General features: G+C 36.4%; 14 protein-coding genes. 6 read left to right on the top strand and 8 right to left on the bottom strand.

The genetic code is table 11. The features are described from left to right. Positions 1-699: 699 nt before the first annotated feature. Together JKP34_RS10030 and JKP34_RS10025 are read left to right on the top strand one after the other, a co-directional pair. Entirely contained in the window at positions 700-2,676 is a 1,977-nt protein-coding gene (locus JKP34_RS10030) for an IGHMBP2 family helicase (RefSeq protein ID WP_201920521.1), read from the top strand. Then, a complete protein-coding gene (locus JKP34_RS10025; RefSeq protein ID WP_201920518.1) occupies positions 2,666-2,971 on the top strand; it encodes a DUF6122 family protein in 306 nt (101 codons plus the stop codon). The genes JKP34_RS10030 and JKP34_RS10025 overlap by 11 nt, the downstream gene beginning before the upstream one ends. A gap of 5 nt (positions 2,972-2,976) precedes the next feature. Here the strand turns inward: JKP34_RS10025 and JKP34_RS10020 are convergent, their stop codons facing one another. The 3 genes from JKP34_RS10020 to JKP34_RS10010 all read right to left on the bottom strand — a co-directional run bounded on the left by JKP34_RS10020 (position 2,977) and on the right by JKP34_RS10010 (position 6,534). Then, entirely contained in the window at positions 2,977-4,770 is a 1,794-nt protein-coding gene (locus JKP34_RS10020; RefSeq protein WP_201920515.1) for a sodium:proton antiporter, read from the bottom strand. Between the two features lie 91 nt (positions 4,771-4,861). After that, positions 4,862-5,920 (bottom strand): oxygenase MpaB family protein, encoded by a 1,059-nt coding sequence (locus JKP34_RS10015; RefSeq protein WP_201920512.1) that lies wholly within the window; start codon positions 5,918-5,920, stop codon positions 4,862-4,864. 224 nt (positions 5,921-6,144) lie between these two features. Then, on the bottom strand, positions 6,145-6,534 hold the full coding sequence (locus tag JKP34_RS10010) for a DUF2721 domain-containing protein (RefSeq protein ID WP_201920509.1): 390 nt from the start codon (positions 6,532-6,534) through the stop codon (positions 6,145-6,147). 664 nt (positions 6,535-7,198) lie between these two features. Here JKP34_RS10010 and JKP34_RS10005 point away from each other — a divergent pair. Further along, positions 7,199-7,669: a hypothetical protein gene (locus tag JKP34_RS10005; RefSeq protein ID WP_201920504.1), complete on the top strand. Its 471-nt coding sequence runs from the start codon at positions 7,199-7,201 to the stop codon at positions 7,667-7,669. Positions 7,670-7,697: 28 nt separating this feature from the next. Here JKP34_RS10005 and JKP34_RS10000 read toward each other — a convergent pair whose 3' ends face one another. Both JKP34_RS10000 and JKP34_RS09995 read right to left on the bottom strand, forming a co-directional pair. Continuing rightward, complete coding sequence (locus JKP34_RS10000; RefSeq protein WP_201920501.1) at positions 7,698-8,321, bottom strand: hypothetical protein; 624 nt, start codon at positions 8,319-8,321, stop codon at positions 7,698-7,700. A gap of 130 nt (positions 8,322-8,451) precedes the next feature. Beyond that, a complete protein-coding gene (locus JKP34_RS09995) occupies positions 8,452-11,841 on the bottom strand; it encodes a methylmalonyl-CoA mutase family protein (protein ID WP_201920498.1) in 3,390 nt (1,129 codons plus the stop codon). Between the two features lie 171 nt (positions 11,842-12,012). On the opposite strand from JKP34_RS09995, the gene JKP34_RS09990 reads away from it, so the two are divergent. The 3 genes from JKP34_RS09990 to JKP34_RS09980 all read left to right on the top strand — a co-directional run bounded on the left by JKP34_RS09990 (position 12,013) and on the right by JKP34_RS09980 (position 15,815). Further along, on the top strand, positions 12,013-14,211 hold the full coding sequence (locus JKP34_RS09990) for a helix-turn-helix domain-containing protein (RefSeq protein ID WP_201920496.1): 2,199 nt from the start codon (positions 12,013-12,015) through the stop codon (positions 14,209-14,211). Positions 14,212-14,282: 71 nt separating this feature from the next. Beyond that, positions 14,283-14,465 (top strand): CsbD family protein, encoded by a 183-nt coding sequence (locus tag JKP34_RS09985; RefSeq protein ID WP_201920493.1) that lies wholly within the window; start codon positions 14,283-14,285, stop codon positions 14,463-14,465. Positions 14,466-14,579: 114 nt separating this feature from the next. Beyond that, positions 14,580-15,815: a caspase family protein gene (locus JKP34_RS09980; RefSeq protein WP_201920491.1), complete on the top strand. Its 1,236-nt coding sequence runs from the start codon at positions 14,580-14,582 to the stop codon at positions 15,813-15,815. A gap of 98 nt (positions 15,816-15,913) precedes the next feature. On the opposite strand, the gene JKP34_RS09975 is transcribed toward JKP34_RS09980, so the two are convergent. From JKP34_RS09975 to JKP34_RS09965, 3 genes are all read right to left on the bottom strand, one after another. Beyond that, entirely contained in the window at positions 15,914-17,422 is a 1,509-nt protein-coding gene (locus JKP34_RS09975) for an alpha-amylase family glycosyl hydrolase (protein ID WP_236664958.1), read from the bottom strand. A 114-nt stretch (positions 17,423-17,536) separates the two neighbouring features. Continuing rightward, positions 17,537-18,595, bottom strand: coding sequence for a class II fructose-bisphosphate aldolase (fbaA, locus tag JKP34_RS09970; RefSeq protein WP_201920489.1), 1,059 nt, complete (start codon positions 18,593-18,595; stop codon positions 17,537-17,539). 137 nt (positions 18,596-18,732) lie between these two features. Beyond that, on the bottom strand, positions 18,733-20,304 hold the full coding sequence (locus JKP34_RS09965; protein WP_201920485.1) for a RagB/SusD family nutrient uptake outer membrane protein: 1,572 nt from the start codon (positions 20,302-20,304) through the stop codon (positions 18,733-18,735). Positions 20,305-20,311 lie beyond the last annotated feature (7 nt).

Raw genomic sequence — 20,311 nt, 5'->3', positions numbered from 1 at the left:
TTTCTAATACACACTCATTCAACCAGATTATAAATTAGTACGCTTTTCTTTTATTAAATCTCTCAATAAGGAATCAAGTACAATTAACACTGCCTTATAATTTAGAAAAGAAATATTCCCTAAATACAAAATCACCCTCTGATTATAACTCTTTACTTAATTCGAGGAACCTTACATTTAAGGTCAAAATTAAGGCTGGAACGACCCATTTATAAATTTGACATATCAGATTATAATATAAATAAAAGCTGACATCATGGTGAAAAATATATTTAACTAATAGATCAATTAATTTCCTATTTTCAATTGATTTGAAATTAGTTATGATCACTTAATTAGAATCAACATTAACACTTGTCAGTATGCCAAATATTATTTTGTATCGCTTTATAGAATGAAAATCGGTCATTTTCATATAATCCAAGGATATTTATAAAAATTTATATCGACATATAGGTATATTCATATTTATGATAGTACCCTCATATTAATAAATAGCTAGCGAGATTGTGAGCAACTACCTAAAAGAGGTGGATTCTACCTAAAAAATGAGACCATCTGATTAATTAAAAAATTGCATTATATTAATATGGCAGGATAGCAATGGATTAAGTTGTAATCCTACCCTATTCAGAAAAGTGAAAAAGATGGTCTAACATTTTGCAACATTTCTGGATTATAATTTGAACTTTACCACCTATGAAATTCGAGTCTTACCAGAAATACAAAACATATTTTGAGTCTCTAATTCAAGAGGAACGAAAAGCTGAAATGGAGTTTCACCAAAACGAAATATCCCTTCTATCACCTAAACAAAGGGAGAAAAAAGGAAGGGCCATTTTGTTGCTTTCCGGCAAGGATGCAGGTACCGGAATTGGCGGTACATATTTAGTAAAATTGGTACGAGCATCCGGCCTTCCAGATAATGAAATATCAGTTGGTGATATTGTGATAGTAAGCAAAGAAAAACCAAGTGGACAGGAACCTTTTGCAACCGTTGTCGAAAAGACTAAAAGAAGTATAACAATTGCCTACAATAGTTCCCCACCTTATCTATTATATCAGAAAAATCTGAGACTTGACTTATACGCTAACGATATTACTTTTCAAAGAATGCTCTCTTCTTTAGATCAGGTAAGTAATCAGTCAAATTCGATAAAATTACTTCTCAACAAAATTGACTTTTTTAAAGATGAGGTAGAGCAGCATAATTTTGATTTTCTAAATAGAGACCTAAACCAAAGCCAGAAAGATGCGATTAAAAAAGCCATAAATTCTGATGATTTATTCTTAATACATGGTCCTCCTGGCACTGGAAAAACAACCACTTTGTCGGAATGTATTCATCAACTTTCGCACTTAAAAAATAAGGTTTTAGTTACTGCCCCCTCCAACACAGCGGTAGATAATTTACTAGAAAAGCTCACTAAATCAGGACTAAAATGTATCAGGATTGGTAATCCTGTGAGGATGAATGAAGCACTTTTATCACACAGTTTAGATGTACTTTTACAGGATTCATCAGACTTCCAATTGGCCAACAGCCTATGGAATAAAACGCAGATTCTACAAAAAGAACAACAGGATTATCTCCCAGCAACGGGACAAAATACGAGAGGTTTAAAGGATGACGCAATTATAAGACAAGCTAAATCTAAGAAGCCTTATAGAGGAATTCCACAGAGTAAATTAAGGAAAATGGCCAAATGGATTAGTCTACAACGAGAGATTAATGCCTTGTATGAAGAAGCCAATCAACTACAACAAAAGGCGATTCATGCACTCTTAGATGAAGCTTCAGTGGTCTGTACAACTAATTCTACAGCAGGTAGTGAGTTATTAAAAGACTTTACATTTGATATAGTTTGTGTGGATGAGGCTACCCAATCAACAGAACCAGAAACACTAATACCGCTCATTAAAGGTAAGAAATGGATACTAGCAGGAGATCATAAGCAGCTCCCTCCTACAGTGAAATCTGAAAAAGCTGCCCCATTAAAAGTAAGCTTATTCGAGCGATTGATGCATCAGAATGATGAAAGGCTTAACCATATGCTGAGCATTCAGTACCGTATGCACCAACAGATTATGAGCTTTTCTAACGAACAGTTTTACGCCAATGAGTTAAGAGCGCATCCTTCAATAGCTCAGCATACACTAAAAGATTTAACAGGCTATTCTGCCTTCAATATGAATCCATTTATACCTAAAGATGTCAGTAATGCTGACAAACCTATCGTTTTTATGGACTGCGCTGATGGAGTAGAATCATCGCTTGAAGATAGCTTTTCTTACTATAATGAAGCAGAAATCAGTCTTGTACAGCAAGTGGCTGATGAACTTTTGTCCAGTAAATTATTTCCAGAGGATATAGGAATTATCTCTCCTTATGACCAACAAGTAAGCAGGTTAAAGTCTAAATTAAGAGATTATCATATTGAAATTAAATCCATTGATGGTTTCCAGGGAAGAGAGAAAGAAGTGATCATTATAAGCTTGGTGAGAGCCAATAATAGCGGTAAAATCGGCTTCCTAAAAGATTACAGGAGGCTCAATGTAGCGCTTACCAGGGCTAAAAGAAAGCTTGTTATTATTGGTCATAAAGAAACTCTTATGCACGATAAGCTATATGCAGAAATGATTGAATTATTCCAAAATAACAGCCATGTGGACTAGCATATTACACTATGGATTGCACTTTCTTTTTCCACTAGTTATTGCTTACTGGTATGCTGGTAAGAACTGGAAAAGTCCCTACCTAATACTGGTTCTGACTATGCTTGTAGATTTAGATCACTTATTAGCGACTCCAATATTTGACCCCAACAGATGCAGCATTGGATTTCATCCACTTCATTCAGCATGGGCAATTTTAGCATATTTACTCTTGCTTTTCCCTAAGAAAACGAGATTGGTAGCTATAGGATTACTCTTCCATATGTTTACAGATTGGCTCGATTGTATGCTTTAATAGCCTCAAAAAGGAAATAATACTGGCAGCAGAAAAGTAGCAAGTAGCCAGAAAATAATATTCAACAATAAGCCAACCTTGATAAAATCTCCAAACTTATAATTACCTGCTGAATAAACCATGGTATTGGTTTGGTAACCGATAGGTGTTATAAAACTAGCCGAAGCAGCAAATGTAACAGCCATTAAAAATGGTGTAGGACTTAACCCCAACTGGGTGCTGACTGCAATAGCAATAGGTGCCATTAGTGCTGCAGTAGCATTATTGGACATTAAATCTGTTAAAATAGAGGTACATAAATAAAGCCCACTTAATAGAATAACCGGGCCAAAATCCCCTAATTGACTTATCAATCCTGTAGCAATGCTTACATCCAAACCTGTATTTTTCAGGGCTACACCAAAGCTCAATACACCAGCAAGTAAGAATACTATTTTCCAGTTAATTGCTTTGTACACCTCCTTCATACTCATAATATTGGTAACTACCAATATGACTACACCCACCATTACGGACATCACTATATCCATTAAACCTATAGTAGCAACCCCTATTACAGCAGCCAAAAGCAATAATACAGCAGCAAACTTCTTGCGCTGAAAATCAACAATAGGATCCGATGAAAGTAAGGCAAATGGCGCGTTCTGGGACATTTCTAGTCTTTTCAACTCCTTTATATAGTGATTTTTTACATCTGCCAGAAGCACATCACCAGCCTTTAATTTCACATCGTAAATATTATCATGAAGTACCTCTTCTCTATGTTTAATCGCTAGTGGAGATGCCCTAAATCTTCTTCGGAAATCGAGGTCTTTAAGTGTCTTACCATCAAACTCTGAGTTGGCAGAAATAACCATTTCTACCAGAGATGATGACTTCCCTTTGAGGTTATCACCAGCCATCTTTACAGAGGAAGAATCAAGCACCTTAGCCCTGCTCTTTAATTCCTTAATATTTGAAAGATTACATCGAACCTTTAAAATATCATCCGCATATAGCACAAAGTCTCCCGGAGGCAGGTTGTATCTGGTGCCATTACGCTGAACCTCAAGCACATCAATTTTCAAATCCTTAACCAAAGGACTTTCCATAATAGTTTTACCTACTGATCCGGTACCCTCCATTAACTCTACTTCAGTCAGGTATTCACGCATCCCAAATTTGGACTCTAAATCTCCATTATTTCTCTTATTAGGAAGCAAGCGCGTACCAATCAGCATCATATAAACAATACCAACAACTACCAGAATACCACCAAAAGGCAATAGTTGAAACATAGTAAATTCAGGCAGTCCATTTTGAGCAGCTATTCCACTTACCAAAACGTTTGTGGAAGTGCCTATATAGGTACAGGTACCGCCAAAAATGGAAGCAAAGGAAAGGGGAATAAGCATTTTTGAAGCACTTCTACCGGTACTTTTAGCAATTTGAATTACTACCGGTATAAATACGGCAACTACTGGTGTATTATTAATAAAAGCACTTATTAGAGCTATCAAAAGCATCATAAGGCCTAGACCTAGCTTGAAATTATGCTGAAATAATGCTGATAGTTTATAGGCAACATATTGTAAAGCACCTGTTTTGAGCAAAGCTGCACTCATTACAAACATGAAAGCCACAGTGATGGTGGCTTTATTACTAAAACCCGCTATTCCCTCTTCAGGGGATATCACTCCACTGACTACTAAAGAAATAATGATGAGTAAGGCAATAATATCAACGGAGAATTTCTCGCTAATAAAAAGGAAAATTGCCCCTACTATAACTACTAAGGTTATGATCACCTGATAATCCATCAATAATTATTTTCTTTAGTGCTTAAATTGATAGTCAAAAAACGTCCAAAGTTAATTAAAAGGATGTTGCTATTACAAAACAGCGGATAAATTAATCGGTCAGGGAAGTGATAAAGCCAAAATTCGTCTTTTCAGCTTCATTTTTAAACTGCTTTTTAAAATTCAGGAGAAATTGCTGGTAGTTAGATATATTTAGAAAAGATTGTAGCCTTAATAATGTTTTAACTTCCAGCTGAGAGGCGTTAGAGCTAATTCCTAAAATCTTCGAAAGCTTCTCACCAAGTAAGTAAGCAGCAATGTCCGATCCTTTTACTGGTAAAGGATTCTCCTGCCCATCAATAAAATCTAAAAGGGACTTTGTTAATTGCTTGCCATCTGCAGAAGCTTTAAATTCTGATGAACTTATTTTATTCTCCAGCACAAAAGCCTCTTTACTATTTGAAGGCATTAAATCATTATCGAGTCCTAACAGCTTTCCGAGTTGGTTCCAGAAATTTATATAAGCCTCAGCTTCCTTATTATTTAAGGTATAACCTAGTTTTCGCAGCCCTCTAATTACTATTAAGCTAAAAGAATAATTAGTACCAGCCATATCCTTTTGGTTAATAGGATAGCCGAATTTCATATCCCAGGTGCCTGATTTCACAATATGATAGCGTATAGCCGCATGCATCAATCTTACCTTTGCAATACTTATAAAGCCTTTTCCAGATGGCTCAAATGCGTTGGGCGCAGTAACATCAATCACAAATTCGGCTGTTTCCTGCAGTCTTTTTTGAGGATTTTCGATGATACGTTTTGATGAAGTTAGTACTTTCGCACCATCAGCAGCACAATAATCATAAGGTAAAGAAAGTAAACCAAGACAAAGCATGATAGGCTGTGCATATCGCTGAAAGAAATGACTTCCTTCTTCTAATGTTTTCTCATCTAATTCAATGGATTTAATGTGCTGAAAGTACTCTTTTAATACTGGAGGAAAACTATCAGGAATCAACTGATGATTGAATTGCAACTTGCTATATGCTTCATCTCTTAAAGGATTAAAACCTTGCTCAAATAATTCAACTACCACCTTATCAGCATAAGCATCACCTATCTGCTTAAAATGAGCTAATTGTTCTTTCGGATATAATAATTCTTTCGACACAAGCCATTAACAGAATTAAGTTGGATAGGTTTGGCAGGTTGAAAAAGTTAGTGAGCTTCTGAGTGCTAATCTTTACAAGTAGTTATGAGCCACTAGCTTTGAGTTGCAAGTTATTATAAATGAGTGAACCCTTGTAGCTCGAAGCTCAAAACTAGCTGCTTAAGGCTAAATTATTAATCTGGCTTTATTTACCAATTACTCATTGTTAATTATTAATTCACAAGCTATTTTTCCATATCTCCCAATTGAATATTTAAGGCATTTACACTGATTTGAATTTCACGAATAGATAGGGCTAAAGAAATCATGAGCAGCAGTAAAGAGAAACCAAAAATATAGCTTCCAACCAACTGAAACTCCTGATAGATAGTAAACATACTACCCACGCAGAAAAACAAGGATAAAATACCTAACAGCTGCATATTCCTGATAAGCACTAAGCGTTTTTTGAGATTAGATATTTGCGCTTTTATCTTTCTATCATGATCCTCATTGTATTTAGTATGCAAGTTCCTAATCAGTGCAGCAATGGCTAAAAACCTATTGGTGTAGGCTAGTAGTAAAAGTGAAATTGCCGGAAATAATAAAGCGGGTGTAGTTAGAGAGATTGTCATGTATTAGAAGTTAGATGCTAGCGTCTAGAATCAAGATGAAAGATAATTGTTTTTTTAGAAATAGGAAGTTAGAGATTGAATATTAGGGTCAAGAATAAAGATGAAAGATGGCTATGACCAGCAATTAGTTAATACTAAATAATTGATAGAACAAGGCGTCATTTCGTAGCACAGCGGAGAAATCTTTAGATAAAAATTTAAATAACCTTTATAAAATAATTATATAACTTTTTGTCTAGTTTAAATTAACCTTAAAATGGCCTATATATAAAAATATGATTACAAAAACGAATGTTGGATTTGCGGCTTAAAAAGCAAAGACTTAACTGATGAACATAAGTTTAAAAGGTCAGATATTGCAAGAGCATACGGAAAAAAACGTTTTGAATATAAAAATAATCAAGCTCCATTCTTAGTTAAAAATAACAAAGTTCAGAAACTTCAAAGTTCAAATGACCGCAATCTTACATTTAGGAAAACTATTTGTAAAAACTGTAATAATTCGACAACAAAACCTCATGACTTAGCTTATGATCAGTTTATTATATTTTACTTAGAAAATAAGAGTGAAATTATAAAAAATGGATTCATAGATTTTAAAAAAGTATATGGTTTGGATTGGCATCAGACAAAACTTAATCTATATAGATATTTCTGCAAACATATGGGTTGTAAAGTAAGAGAGGAAGGATTTTTTGTGTCGGATGAAGTAAGAAAATTTATTCTTGGACAATCAAGTAACCCATCTAATATGAAGATTATGCTTAGCATTAAGAAACCTATTTTGGATTTTATAAGAATGTCTAATGAAGCTAATATATACTATCATTTATATAATGGGCCATTTATATACTTCCCTCACAACGGTAACATAAACAATGGAATTGAAATATGCTTCTCGTTTTATGATATTGAAGGATTAAACATTAATATGATTTATACTCGTGATCCTCAAATGCCAGAACAGAACCTTTCAGACCAAATATGCTCAATTGAAATCGTAAAATCTGAAAAACATCGTCCAATTAAAAATATTTACACTAAGTCTTTAGTAGATTTTTTAGAAAATTGCGATGCAGAAAGTGACGATCAATTAAAAACTAGACTAATCTATAAAATAGTTCAAATGAATTAAATGAAGGAGCCTTTCGGCTCCTTATCTTTTAAAAATTAAATCCAATATTGAGTTGGACTGAACTGGCATTAAAATCAAACCTATTGAGATTATTATTCTGTTTAGTATTGACTTCCTGACTTCCTGTATTATCAAAATATTTTGTTTCCAACTTTGAAACGGTATAGGTAGGTCTTAATTCAAAGCCTACATGAAAATAATCATTCACTTGATAGTTTATACCTATAAGACCTAAAACTTCAAATCCATTACCATCTGTTTTGCTATCAGTGATATTATTGTTCGAAAATTCACGTTTCACATTGTCATTAAACCTTCTATAACCCAGATCTCCACCAAGTCTTAATTGTAATTTTTCGGCAAGTGTAATCCTCTGCTCTCTACCTACCCTTATTGAAAATGAATTGGCGACTCTTTCCTGATTAGTAAAAACGGTGTCTCGTTTCATTTCATCTACATTACTATAGATACTTCCATCAATACCCAATCGCCATAAACCTCTATCATTTCCAATTCTGTAATAAGCTCCAAAATTATTCAAACTTCTAAAGGCTACCCCAATTTCCTGTCTTTTGTTGTTAGAATTTAGCGTTTGGGCAAATGATTGCTGCATTGTGATTATGCATAGAAGTACTAATAATTTAATTCTCATTATTTTGGTTTTTATGTTTAAAAATATTTACGCTAAGGTTCAATTAACATGCCACGATTTGAATATAATAAAAAAGGAGCCTCGCAGCTCCTTCAATCTTAATACTTCGTACTCTATACTTAATACGCTATTACATATTCCTTCTGTACTGACCACCTACTTCAAATAGCGCATTTGTAATCTGACCTAAAGAACAGTATTTAGTAGCTTCCATAAGCTCTTCAAATAGGTTATCATTCTGGATAGCTGCCCTTTGTATTTTATCTATGCTTTCCTTGGCTTCTTTCTCAAATCTACCATTGAGTAATTTGAGCGTTTCGATCTGGTATTCCTTCTCTTCTTCTGTAGCTCTGATTACCTCACCAGGAATCACTGTAGGCGATCCTTTAGAATTTAAGAAAGTATTTACGCCTATGATAGGGAATTCTCCCGTGTGCTTCAAGGTCTCATAATACAAGCTTTCTTCCTGTATTTTACCACGTTGGTACATAGTTTCCATTGCGCCTAGCACGCCTCCACGCTCTGTAATTCTATCGAATTCGGTCAATACGGCTTCTTCAACTAAGTCAGTAAGCTCTTCAATAATGAATGATCCTTGGATAGGATTCTCATTTTTTGCCAATCCAAGCTCCTTGTTAATAATCAGTTGTATCGCCATGGCTCTTCTTACAGAGTTTTCTGTAGGAGTAGTAATCGCCTCATCATAAGCATTTGTATGCAATGAGTTACAATTATCATAAATTGCATATAATGCCTGTAAAGTAGTTCTGATATCATTGAAATCAATCTCCTGAGCGTGTAATGACCTACCGGAAGTTTGGATATGGTATTTCAGCATTTGTGCTCTGGCATTAGCTCCATACTTCTGCTTCATCGCTTTCGACCAGATTCTTCTGGCAACTCTACCTATAACAGCATACTCAGGATCGATACCATTGGAGAAGAAAAATGACAGGTTTGGCCCAAACTTATTAATGTCCATTCCTCTGCTTAGGTAATACTCTACATAAGTAAAGCCGTTTGCCAAAGTAAAGGCAAGCTGCGTAATTGGATTAGCTCCTGCTTCAGCAATATGATATCCTGAAATAGAAACCGAATAGAAATTACGCACATTGTTCTCAATGAAGTACTCCTGAACATCTCCCATAAGTCTGAGTGCAAACTCGGTTGAGAAAATACAGGTGTTTTGCGCCTGGTCTTCTTTTAATATATCAGCCTGAACGGTACCTCTAACGATAGAAATGGTCTTTTTCTTAATTTCCTCATAGATTTCTTTCGGCAATACCTGATCACCCGTTACGCCTAAAAGCATAAGCCCTAAACCATCATGCCCTTCAGGCAATTCACCACGGTAAGCAGGTCTTTGCTCTCCTTTTTCTTTGAAGATTTTATCAATTTTTGCCTGAACCTCTTTTTCTAAGCCATTTTCTTTGATGTACATCTCACACTGCTGATCGATAGCGGCATTCATAAAGAAACCTAACAGCATTGGAGCAGGTCCATTAATGGTCATGGAAACAGAAGTCATAGCATTGGCTAAATCGAAGCCGGAATACAGTTTCTTAGCATCATCCAAACAGCAAATGCTCACACCTGAGTTTCCTACTTTACCATAAATATCAGGCCTGTGGTCAGGATCATTACCATAAAGCGTTACTGAATCAAAAGCCGTTGAAAGCCTCTTAGCAGGCATATCTTTACTCAGGTAATGAAATCTTTTGTTAGTTCTTTCTGGTCCACCTTCACCGGCAAACATTCTGGTAGGATCTTCTCCTTCTCTCTTGAAAGGATAAATCCCTGCTGTGTAAGGATATTCACCAGGAACGTTCTCCTGTAAGCTCCATCTGAGCAAATCACCCCAGTTAGAGTATTTAGGTAAAGAAACTTTGGGTATTTGTGTATGAGACAAAGACTCAGTATGAGTCTTGATCTTAATCTCTTTATCACGCACTTTAAAGGAATAAACAGGATCAGTGTATCTTTTCACCTTATCCTTCCACTCCTCAATTAATAATTTGTTTTTCGGGTCAAAATTAAGTTCTTCTTTAGCATAGGCTTCTTGCAGCCCCTTAATTAATCGATCCTTATCCTCCAGGTCTGACTCTTTTAAAGTGTCTATAGACTTTTGATAACCATATAATTTGTCAGCCACTTCACATTGCTGATCTACCCATTCATCGTAAGAGCGGTTGTTCTCCGATATCTCCGAAAGATAGCGGGTTCTATTAGGTGGAATGATGAAAATCTTCTCAGACATTTCATCAGTAATCTCAAAAGTAGATTTTAAATCTTTAGCCGTTTTCTCCACTAACTTATCCATAATGGCCTTATAGAGCGCATTGGTTCCAGGATCGTTAAACTGAGAAGCAATCGTTCCATATACCGGCATATCATCTACTTTCGCTTCCCATAAACCATGATTTCGCTGATACTGCTTTTTAACATCTCTTAAGGCATCCAAAGCTCCTCTTTTATCAAACTTATTCAGCGCTATTAAGTCTGCGAAATCAAGCATATCTATTTTCTCCAGCTGTGTAGCTGCTCCATATTCCGGAGTCATAACATATAATGAAGCATCAGAGAAATCTAATATTTGAGTGTCAGACTGACCAATACCTGAAGTTTCTAAAATGATCAGGTCAAATTCAGCTGCCTTTACTACACTAAGGGCATCTTTCACATATTTAGAAACGGAAAGATTACTCTGACGAGTAGCCAGAGAACGCATATATACACGCTCATTGTTAATGGCGTTCATACGGATTCTATCTCCTAATAAAGCACCACCCGTCTTTCTCTTGGAAGGGTCCACAGAGATAATGGCAATTCTTTTATCCTTGAAATCTATGAGGAACCTTCTTACCAATTCATCTACCAAAGATGATTTACCGGCACCACCTGTACCTGTAATACCTAAAACAGGCACGTCAAGTTCCTCAGCTTTTTTACGGATGCTCTGCAATTCATCTGCAGTTTCATCAGGGAAGTTTTCAGCTGCCGAAATTAATCTGGCAATAGCATTCACATTATCTTTTGTCAAATGGCTTACCTCTCCATTCAGGTTTTTACCAATTTCATAATCACTTTGCTTCACCAAATCGTTGATCATGCCTTGTAAACCTAGCTCACGACCGTCATCTGGTGAATATATTCTTGTAATGCCGTAATCGTGTAATTCTTTAATCTCCTCAGGAAGAATTACTCCTCCGCCACCACCAAATATTTTGATATGGCCTGCACCTTTCTCCTTCAGCAAATCATGCATATACTTGAAGTATTCAGTATGACCTCCCTGGTAGGAAGTCATGGCAATAGCATGAGCATCTTCCTGAATGGCTGTATTTACCACTTCTTCAACACTTCTGTCATGGCCTAGGTGAATTACCTCACAGCCTGTTGACTGAATGATTCTTCGCATAATGTTGATAGCCGCATCATGCCCATCGAAAAGCGAGGCTGCGGTTACTATTCTAACATTATTTTTAGGTTTATAAGGAGCTACAGTTTGATGTGCAGACATTGTTTTATCAGTTTTAAATTGGGCTACGAATTTACAACAATAATGAGTAAGAATAAAGATTGTTCACAAACTATCATTCGTTAGCTAAATTAAATTCTTGAAAACCAGTTTTTAAGTCAGTTTTTATTCAAGGCTCAATCCTTACCTTTGTAATCTTTAAAAACGGAGTGCATGTCAATAGAAATTACCGAAACAGCTGAGCTAGCCATTAAATATGTTAATAATACTAACAGACATATATTCTTAACAGGAAAAGCAGGTAGTGGGAAAACAACCTTACTCAGACATATTATTCAGCATACCTTTAAAAATGTTGCGATAACTGCACCAACGGGAATTGCAGCTATTAATGCGCAAGGTGTTACATTACATTCGCTATTACAGTTACCATTCGGTACATTTTTACCGGCTGATTTGCCCGTTGACAATTACAATCAACAGCAACTGCATACACCTAAAAGCTTTCTCTCACAATTCAAGATGTACGCAAACAAACGTGCCATTATTCAGCAAATTGAGCTACTAGTGATTGATGAAGTAAGTATGCTAAGGGCCGACATATTGGACTGTGCCGATCTGATTTTACGCACTGTAAAAAAAGATCCAAGACCGTTCGGTGGTACGCAGCTGCTTTTCATTGGTGACATGAATCAGCTACCGCCTGTTATTAAGGAAAATGAGAAGGCTTATCTAAATCAGTTTTACCAAAACGCCTATTTCTTCGAAGCCAAAGCTTTGGAGCATAGTCCGTTAGTTTATATCGCATTAGATAAGATTTACCGTCAGGAGGATAAAGATTTCCTCGAAATTCTGAATTCACTCAGGAACGACAATTTAAATGATACTCAAATAGAACAACTGAATAGCCATTATATTAATGATCTCTCCAAAACAAACACTGATGGCTACATCTATATAACAACACACAACAGAAAGGCTGATCAGATCAATAAAAAGGAGCTTGACAAAATAGCCAACAAAGAAAAAGCATTTGATGCTGTAATAGATGGAGACTTCCCGGAGAACTCCTACCCTGTTGCTGAGCAGCTCTCTTTTAAAGAAGGTGCTCAGGTCATGTTTATCAAAAATGACCCGAGTGGTGATGGCTTATACTATAATGGTAAAATTGGTACGATTGAAACCATAGACAGTGATACTATCACTGTAAAAACTGAGAATCCTCAGCAGCTGATAACAGTTGAACGATATGAGTGGGTGAATAAAAAGTATAGCCTTGATAAATCAAATAATGAGTTGAAAGAAAAGGAAGTTGGAACTTTTGAGCAATTCCCACTGAAACTGGCCTGGGCCATAACAGTACACAAAAGCCAGGGACTTACTTTCGAAAAAGCCATATTGGATTTATCAGACAGCTTTGCTGCTGGGCAGATGTATGTGGCACTTAGCCGATTAACCAGCCTGGAAGGACTTATTTTATCGGAGCCCATCCCTCAGAGAAGCTTTGGTAAAGATGATATCCTCAATCAGTTTTCTGCATCTGCGCCAGACAAACAAGCACTTGATCAGCATTTGAGAAGTGATGAAAAGCAATATTTGCTTGAGTTCAGTAAAGAAACCTATGAGCTGGAACCTCTCTATCGGAAAGCCTCCTATCTGCTGAAGGATGTCCATAATAGTGGCGAGAAATCTCCTTTAAAAGCATTTGAAACATGGATCAGAGAGCAACATGCAGCAATTCAGGAATTGGAAAAGGTTGCTAAGAATTTCCAGTATGCCATTCATGGTTACATGCAAGAAGATAAGTATCTAGCAACAATGAATGAAAGGATTACAAAGGCGAGTGGCTATTTCATTCCGAAATTAAAAGAAGCCGAAGATAGTTTTAGAACTAAACTGAGTACCATAGGCTACGACAAAGTACCTAAACCATTTCTGAAATCATTAGAAGATTTTAAGGAAATGCTGAGGGCAAAAGTTATCCTGATCAACACTAATCAACTATTTGTCTCGGCTAAAGCCAAGGGTGAGACATTAGATAAGGCAACTTTAGACCAACATGCCATCTACAAAAAGGCTCACAAAAAAACAGAAAAGAAAGGCGATAAAACACCTACTGCGGAAATCACCTATAACCTTTATAAACAAGGCAAAAGCATCTCTCATATTGCTTCTGAAAGAGCCTTAACTGAAGGCACTATTTTAGGGCACCTCACCAAATATATTCAAAGCGGTGAGCTAGATGCCACTAAATTTGTTGACCATACAAAACTCAGCCAAATCAGTATTGTCATAGAAACTATAGGTGGAGGCACGCTAACAGACATTAAAAGTAAGTTAGGCGATGAGTTTACTTACGATGATATTAAAGTGGCATTGGCTCACTATAAATTTCAAAAAGAAAAGAAATAAGCTAAAGGATCAAACATTATCTACAGTTGTATGTTGTTAATAGTACAAACCAAAACAAAAACAACATAATTATGGATTTACAAGTAAAAGGAAACTGGAACGAAGTAAAAGGTAAACTAAAGCAAAAATATGGCGAGCTTACCGATGATGATTTAGATTACACTGAAGGTAAGGCAGACGAAATGTTAGGAAAGCTGCAACAGAAGACGGGAAAGACCAAAGAGCAGCTTAAGGAAGAAATAGAAAGCATATAAAAATAGCCTAAGCTTTTAAACACTAAGCCAGCACAAGAGTGCTGGCTTTTTTATGCCAATATTGTTATGATGGTTTTTCTTTGATCTTAGCAGACTTTCGTATAAATTAGTAAAGTGAAATATATTATAATTTTATTTACATTTATTTTTTCCTTATCTGCACAAGCACAAGATATCACCGGAGTATGGAATGGTAGCTCTAATTTCCTAAAGACCCAGTACCATGTTCAATTCGAGTTTAAACAAGCTGGCAATAAATTAGAAGCCATTGAATATTTTAAAACATTAGACAAAAAAGATTCTGCAAAGGCAATTTACGAAGGGACTATTAAAGATGGTTTAGTTCATTTAAAGCCAATTCGTTTCGAATATACCTTTGGACTCAGTTGCCTCGCACAGATGAAAATGACACTTTCGGAAGAAGGAAATTCAGCCTCTTTAACAGGTACATGGTTTGGTGATATGTCTTTAAAAACCTGCGCTCCTCTTACTTCCGGTAATATTTCACTCGTTAAATCTCAGCCTATTCAAATCGTAAGTACAAGCCAACCAGAGATCAAAAACACCACTAGTACTAATTCATTACATACTATTGGTGATGAAGATAAAATTGGACAAGCCCTTATTAATGAACTTTCTAAAAGGAAGTATTACGCCTTAATCATTGGTATTAATGACTATACAGATGTTAATATTCAAACGCTCGATAATCCAGTGAAAGATGCGCAGTCACTGGCCCAAGTGTTAAAAACCTATTATTCCTTTGAAAAGGAAGATGTACTCGTTTTGAGCAACCCAAATAGAGCTGAGATTATAGATGCTATGGATGCACTTAGTACTAAAGTAACTGATAGAGACAACCTGTTAATTTTCTATGCTGGGCATGGCATTTGGAATGAACAGCTGAATCAGGGTTATTGGCTACCAAGTAATGCTGCTTTGAGCTCTAAAGCAGATTGGCTTTCGAACAGTACCATTCGTGATTATTTGAGAGGTATTAATTCCAAACACACCTTATTGATTTCTGATGCCTGCTTTAGTGGTGGCATATTGAAAGAAAGAGCCGTTTTTGAGAATAGTCGTGCCATTTTGGAGGTTTATCGATTACCAAGCAGAAAAGCCATGACAAGCGGTACTTTGAAAACAGTTCCCGATCAAAGTGTATTCATTGAATATCTGCTCAAAAACTTAATTCAGAATAAATCTCCGCTTATGTCTGCCGACCAATTGTTCAGACAGTTTAAAACTGCCGTAATCAATAATAGTCCGAACGGACAAGTGCCACAATATGGCCCTATTTCACAAGCCGGTGATGAAGGTGGAGATTTTGTGTTTTTAAGGAAGGAGTAAAATTTTAATAAAAGATTCCCCTTTTCAGGGGAATGACGTTCATCCATGACTTTAGAATTTTTAGTAGCGTCATTCCCGAGGAATCGGGAATCTCGATTCTATTTAAAAACTATTGATTTCCTACCATTCAATTTACCATCAACAAAATCAGACTTACCAAAGATAATCTGATTGATTTTAGTGCTTTTGATTTCTATTGGCTCAGCAGACAGATTATGGATCACATAATAAGTGGTATCATTAAGTTTTCTTCCAAAAGATAAAAGCTGTTGATTCTCTAAAGGGTATTTAATTAACTCACCTTTTGCTAAAACTTCATGTTCATTTCTTAAGCTAATCAGTTCTTTATAATGGTTTAACATCGAAGTTGAATTTTTCTGCTGTTTTGCTACTGGTGTCACAGTCTCATCAGTAGCATATTTCGACTTCATCCAGCTTGTTCTCATACTATCGCCCTCATTATTCCAGAGCATGGGCTCTCTGATATTAGGATCAGGCTTCATTCCCAGCATGCCAATTTCTTCACCATAATAAATATAAGGTGAGCCTGGAAGCGTTAATAATATTGAGGCGGCTAATTTCCCTTTCTCAATGTCTCCATCAAAGTTACTCAGCACTCTATTCTGATCATGATTGCTTAGAAATATAGCATCATGGTAATCCTTATTGGCCGATTTAAAAAGTTCTCTTTGTTCCATTAATCGATCAATCAAACTCTCATTTTCCAACATTACCCATTTAGGTCCTTCTATGGTAGCGGCTACATTTTTCTCATTAATCACAGCTTGTTGGATACTACCCGCCAGGTCAAAATTAAATAATGCTGGCAAACCTTTGGCAAATTCTTTAACCAGTTCAGCCGGAGCCCAAACCTCCCCTACCAGGTAGACATCCGACTTAATTTTTTTCATTTCATTGCTATAATATTGCCACCATTGGTAAGAGTCTTTTACTCTATCATCGGGATAAATGTGCTTGGCAGCATCTAAGCGGAAGCCATCTACATCAACTTCTTCCAACCAAAAACGACTTATATCTACTATTTCCTTCCTTACTTTTGGGGAATCGAAATTCAAATCTGGCATGCCTCCCCAGAAAAAGCCATAATAATGTTCTTTGGACTCGTCACCGTCAACAGCATGCCATTGCCTGATATTATCTGAATCCTGGGTGACTTCCTTTTTAGCAATTTGGTCGGCTATAGAGTCTTTGTCAGCCCATACATAATATTCACGGTATGGATTGTCTTTTCCTTTTTTAGCCTCTAAAAACCATGGATGTTCAGATCCAGTGTGATTAATAATCATATCAATAATCACCTTAATTCCTCTGCGATGAGCTTCTTTTACGAAATGCTTAAAGTCATCCATAGTCCCATAATCAGGATGTACGCTTTTGTAATCAGTTACATCATATTTATGATAGCTCGGTGATTTCATAATAGGCATAAGCCAAACTGCCTGGACTCCTAAATCTTCCAGGTAACTAAGCTTTTGAGTGGCTCCGTTAAAATCGCCTATGCCATCTCCATTGCTATCTGCGAAGGATTGTATGAAAATTTCATAAGCTACTGCATTTGGAAAGTCCGATGTTTTCACTGGCTTCATGGCCGTGGATTGTTGTGATTGTTGTTCTTTACTTTGCTCAATACAGGACAAAAAAAATAGGGCTGTGAACAGCCCTATCAACATATTAATTCTTTGGAACATTTTAAGCTTGGTTTATGCTATTCTGTTCATACAATTTAAGTCTTTAAAAGCTACTTTCAAACGCTCAATCATGCTTTTTTCTGCTTCTCTCAACCAAACACGCGGGTCATAGAATTTCTTATTTGGAGCATCAGGATCTGTTGATGTACCAATCTGATGCTGAAGTCTGTCTTGGTTAGCATTATAATAGGTATGAACACCTTTCCAGAATGCCCATTGCATATCAGTATCAATATTCATTTTGATAGCACCATAACCAATAGCCTCCTCTATTTTTTCCGGCTCTGAACCAGATCCTCCATGGAAAACAAAGTAAACCGGCTTCTCTGCAGTTCCATGTTTTTCCTGAATATAATCTTGAGATTTTTTAAGGATATCAGGCCTTAGTTCAACATTACCTGGTTTATATACGCCATGCACATTACCAAAAGCAGCAGCAACCGTAAACATATTGCTAACCTTACTTAATTCCTCGTATGCATAATTAACCTCTTCAGGTTGCGTATACAGTTTGCTGTTATCAACATCGGAATTATCTACTCCATCTTCTTCACCACCAGTAATACCAAGCTCAATCTCAATAAGCATGTCCATTTTCGCCATACGCTCGAGATATTTCTTGCTGATTTCAATATTTTCTTCAATCGGCTCCTCTGATAAATCAAGCATATGAGAGCTAAAAAGTGGTTTCCCATGAGTTTTGAAATACTCTTCGCCTGCATCTAACAACCCATCGATCCATGGCAATAACTTCTTAGCTGCATGGTCTGTATGTAGAATAACAGGAACTCCATAGTGCTCAGCCATCATGTGAACATGATGCGCCCCCGCCACAGCACCAGCTATAGCGGCTTTCTGCCCATCATTTGATAAACCTTTACCTGCATTAAAAGCTGCTCCACCATTTGAAAATTGAATCATTACTGGTGAGTTTACCTCACGAGCCGTTTCTAAAACTGCATTAATAGAGTCTGAGCCTATTACGTTGACAGCCGGCAAAGCATATTTATTGTCTTTTGCATCTTTCAAAAGATCCATCATATCCTTACCTGAGAGTACTCCTGCTTTCATATTTGTATATTTTGTGTGAGTGTTTTAAAGTTGAACCCAAAAATGACAATAATGACTTAATAAAAAAAAGAAAGGCACGAAAATTAGCTTTCGTGCCTTTACCGATATGGTTTTATGGTTGTATATGAAGAAAACGCTTATCCACCGTAACCATCATTCTGATCTAGATTAGGATTTGCTACTAAATCATTAGCTGGTATAGGAAATATTTCTCTAAAGGCATCGATCGATGCACCATCAATATTACCGCCCTTCCAAGGCCAAACATATTCATTTCCTGTGTATTTATTAAACCTAATTAAATCCACTCTTCTTGAACCTTCATAGTATAATTCTCTTGCCCTTTCATCAAGGATAAAATCTAATGTTAAATCGGCAGTATTGATATTACCGCTTGTATCTCCATAAGCTCTTTCGCGTAATGCATTTATAAAAGAGAGTGCCGTTGCTGCATCTCCGCCAGAACCACCACGAAGAACTGCTTCTGCATACATCAAATAAGCATCGCCTAATCTAAATAATGGATAATCTGTATCAACAAAAGTCACGTCTGAACCGTCCTCTCCTGTAGAAGTAACATTAGAATATTTAGTAACTGCATAACCGTTAGTAAATTCCAAAAGATCATTTATTTCTAGTGTTTGCCCATCGGTATAAAACATAGCTCTACCATCCGATGAACCATCTGCATCAGGAAACTTGCTTACCAGCGAAGCTGTTGTACGCAGACCTGCCCATCCGTCACCAACACCAAAATCTGTCGCTGTCATTGTTCCTCCTATGGAAGCATGTGTAAGGAAAGTTGTACTGCCATAGCTTTGTGTTCTCATTCCATCAGAAGGAAGCGTAAATATTAACTCATTACTATTATGGTTATCTGCATTAAACAAATTATTATACTCCGGTTCGAGTGTGTACGGACCATTTAAAACTTTATTTAAAGATGCAAGTGCCTCTGTATTTCGATCTTCTCCAATATAAACAGGAGCATTTAAGTACAACTTAGCTTGTAACATCCATAAAGCTGCTTGATCTGCTCTTCCGTATTCGTTTTGCTGAGGAGGTAGCATTAATGATTCAATATCGTTCAATTCAGTCTCAATAAAACTAAAAACAGCTTCAGGAGTTGACTGAGCGGGAGGATTTGCTGTAATCTCTGTAACTAATGGAATATTTCTAAAAAGATCCAGCGCATGCCAATAGGCTAAAGCTCTCAAAAACCTCACCTCTGCTCGGTAATCTTCTAGTGTTTCCTTTTCCGAATCAGAATAACTGAAGTTCTCAACATTTGATGCCGATGTCTGTTCCAGAAAGTCGTTAGAATAAGAAATAATTAAAAATAATCTATAGTAAAGCACCTTGACAAACTGGTTATCTGACGACCATGTATGGGTATTTAAATCTTGAATACCAGCATCCGTCCAGGCGATTACTGCTTCATCAGTTGTTAATTCTTGTGCTTTCCAATAAGCTCTGATGTATGAGGTGAAACCTTCATCATTCACTAATTGTAAATCAGCTTGTCCAGCTGGGCCTTGATTACCCGTTAAACTGTAAGCGCCATATATTTTTGCTAGATAACTTCTAACATTGGTAAATTGACCAAAGGTATTATTTGCAGTAGCACCATCTTGTGGTTTAAGTTCCAGATCAGCACAAGAACCGAAAAGGAAAGAAATAGCTAATGTTAATATTAATAATCTTTTCATCGCTCTT

Origin of the sequence: Marivirga atlantica (assembly GCF_016734805.1) — a bacterium.
In the GTDB taxonomy this organism is placed as follows: Bacteria; Bacteroidota; Bacteroidia; order Cytophagales; family Cyclobacteriaceae; genus Marivirga; species Marivirga atlantica.
This window is presented reverse-complemented; position numbering and strand designations above follow the sequence as displayed.

Bases quoted from the DNA above. Each gene is read 5' to 3' on its own strand.
- JKP34_RS10030 (WP_201920521.1), top strand. From the start codon at position 700: ATGAAATTCGAGTCTTACCAGAAATACAAAACATATTTTGAGTCTCTA.
- JKP34_RS10025 (WP_201920518.1), top strand. From the start codon at position 2,666: ATGTGGACTAGCATATTACACTATGGATTGCACTTTCTTTTTCCACTA.
- JKP34_RS10020 (WP_201920515.1), bottom strand. From the start codon at position 4,770: ATGGATTATCAGGTGATCATAACCTTAGTAGTTATAGTAGGGGCAATT.
- JKP34_RS10010 (WP_201920509.1), bottom strand. From the start codon at position 6,534: ATGACAATCTCTCTAACTACACCCGCTTTATTATTTCCGGCAATTTCA.
- JKP34_RS10005 (WP_201920504.1), top strand. From the start codon at position 7,199: ATGGGTTGTAAAGTAAGAGAGGAAGGATTTTTTGTGTCGGATGAAGTA.
- JKP34_RS10000 (WP_201920501.1), bottom strand. From the start codon at position 8,321: ATGAGAATTAAATTATTAGTACTTCTATGCATAATCACAATGCAGCAA.
- JKP34_RS09995 (WP_201920498.1), bottom strand. From the start codon at position 11,841: ATGTCTGCACATCAAACTGTAGCTCCTTATAAACCTAAAAATAATGTT.
- JKP34_RS09990 (WP_201920496.1), top strand. From the start codon at position 12,013: ATGTCAATAGAAATTACCGAAACAGCTGAGCTAGCCATTAAATATGTT.
- JKP34_RS09985 (WP_201920493.1), top strand. From the start codon at position 14,283: ATGGATTTACAAGTAAAAGGAAACTGGAACGAAGTAAAAGGTAAACTA.
- JKP34_RS09975 (WP_236664958.1), bottom strand. From the start codon at position 17,422: ATGAAGCCAGTGAAAACATCGGACTTTCCAAATGCAGTAGCTTATGAA.
- fbaA (WP_201920489.1), bottom strand. From the start codon at position 18,595: ATGAAAGCAGGAGTACTCTCAGGTAAGGATATGATGGATCTTTTGAAA.
- JKP34_RS09965 (WP_201920485.1), bottom strand. From the start codon at position 20,304: ATGAAAAGATTATTAATATTAACATTAGCTATTTCTTTCCTTTTCGGT.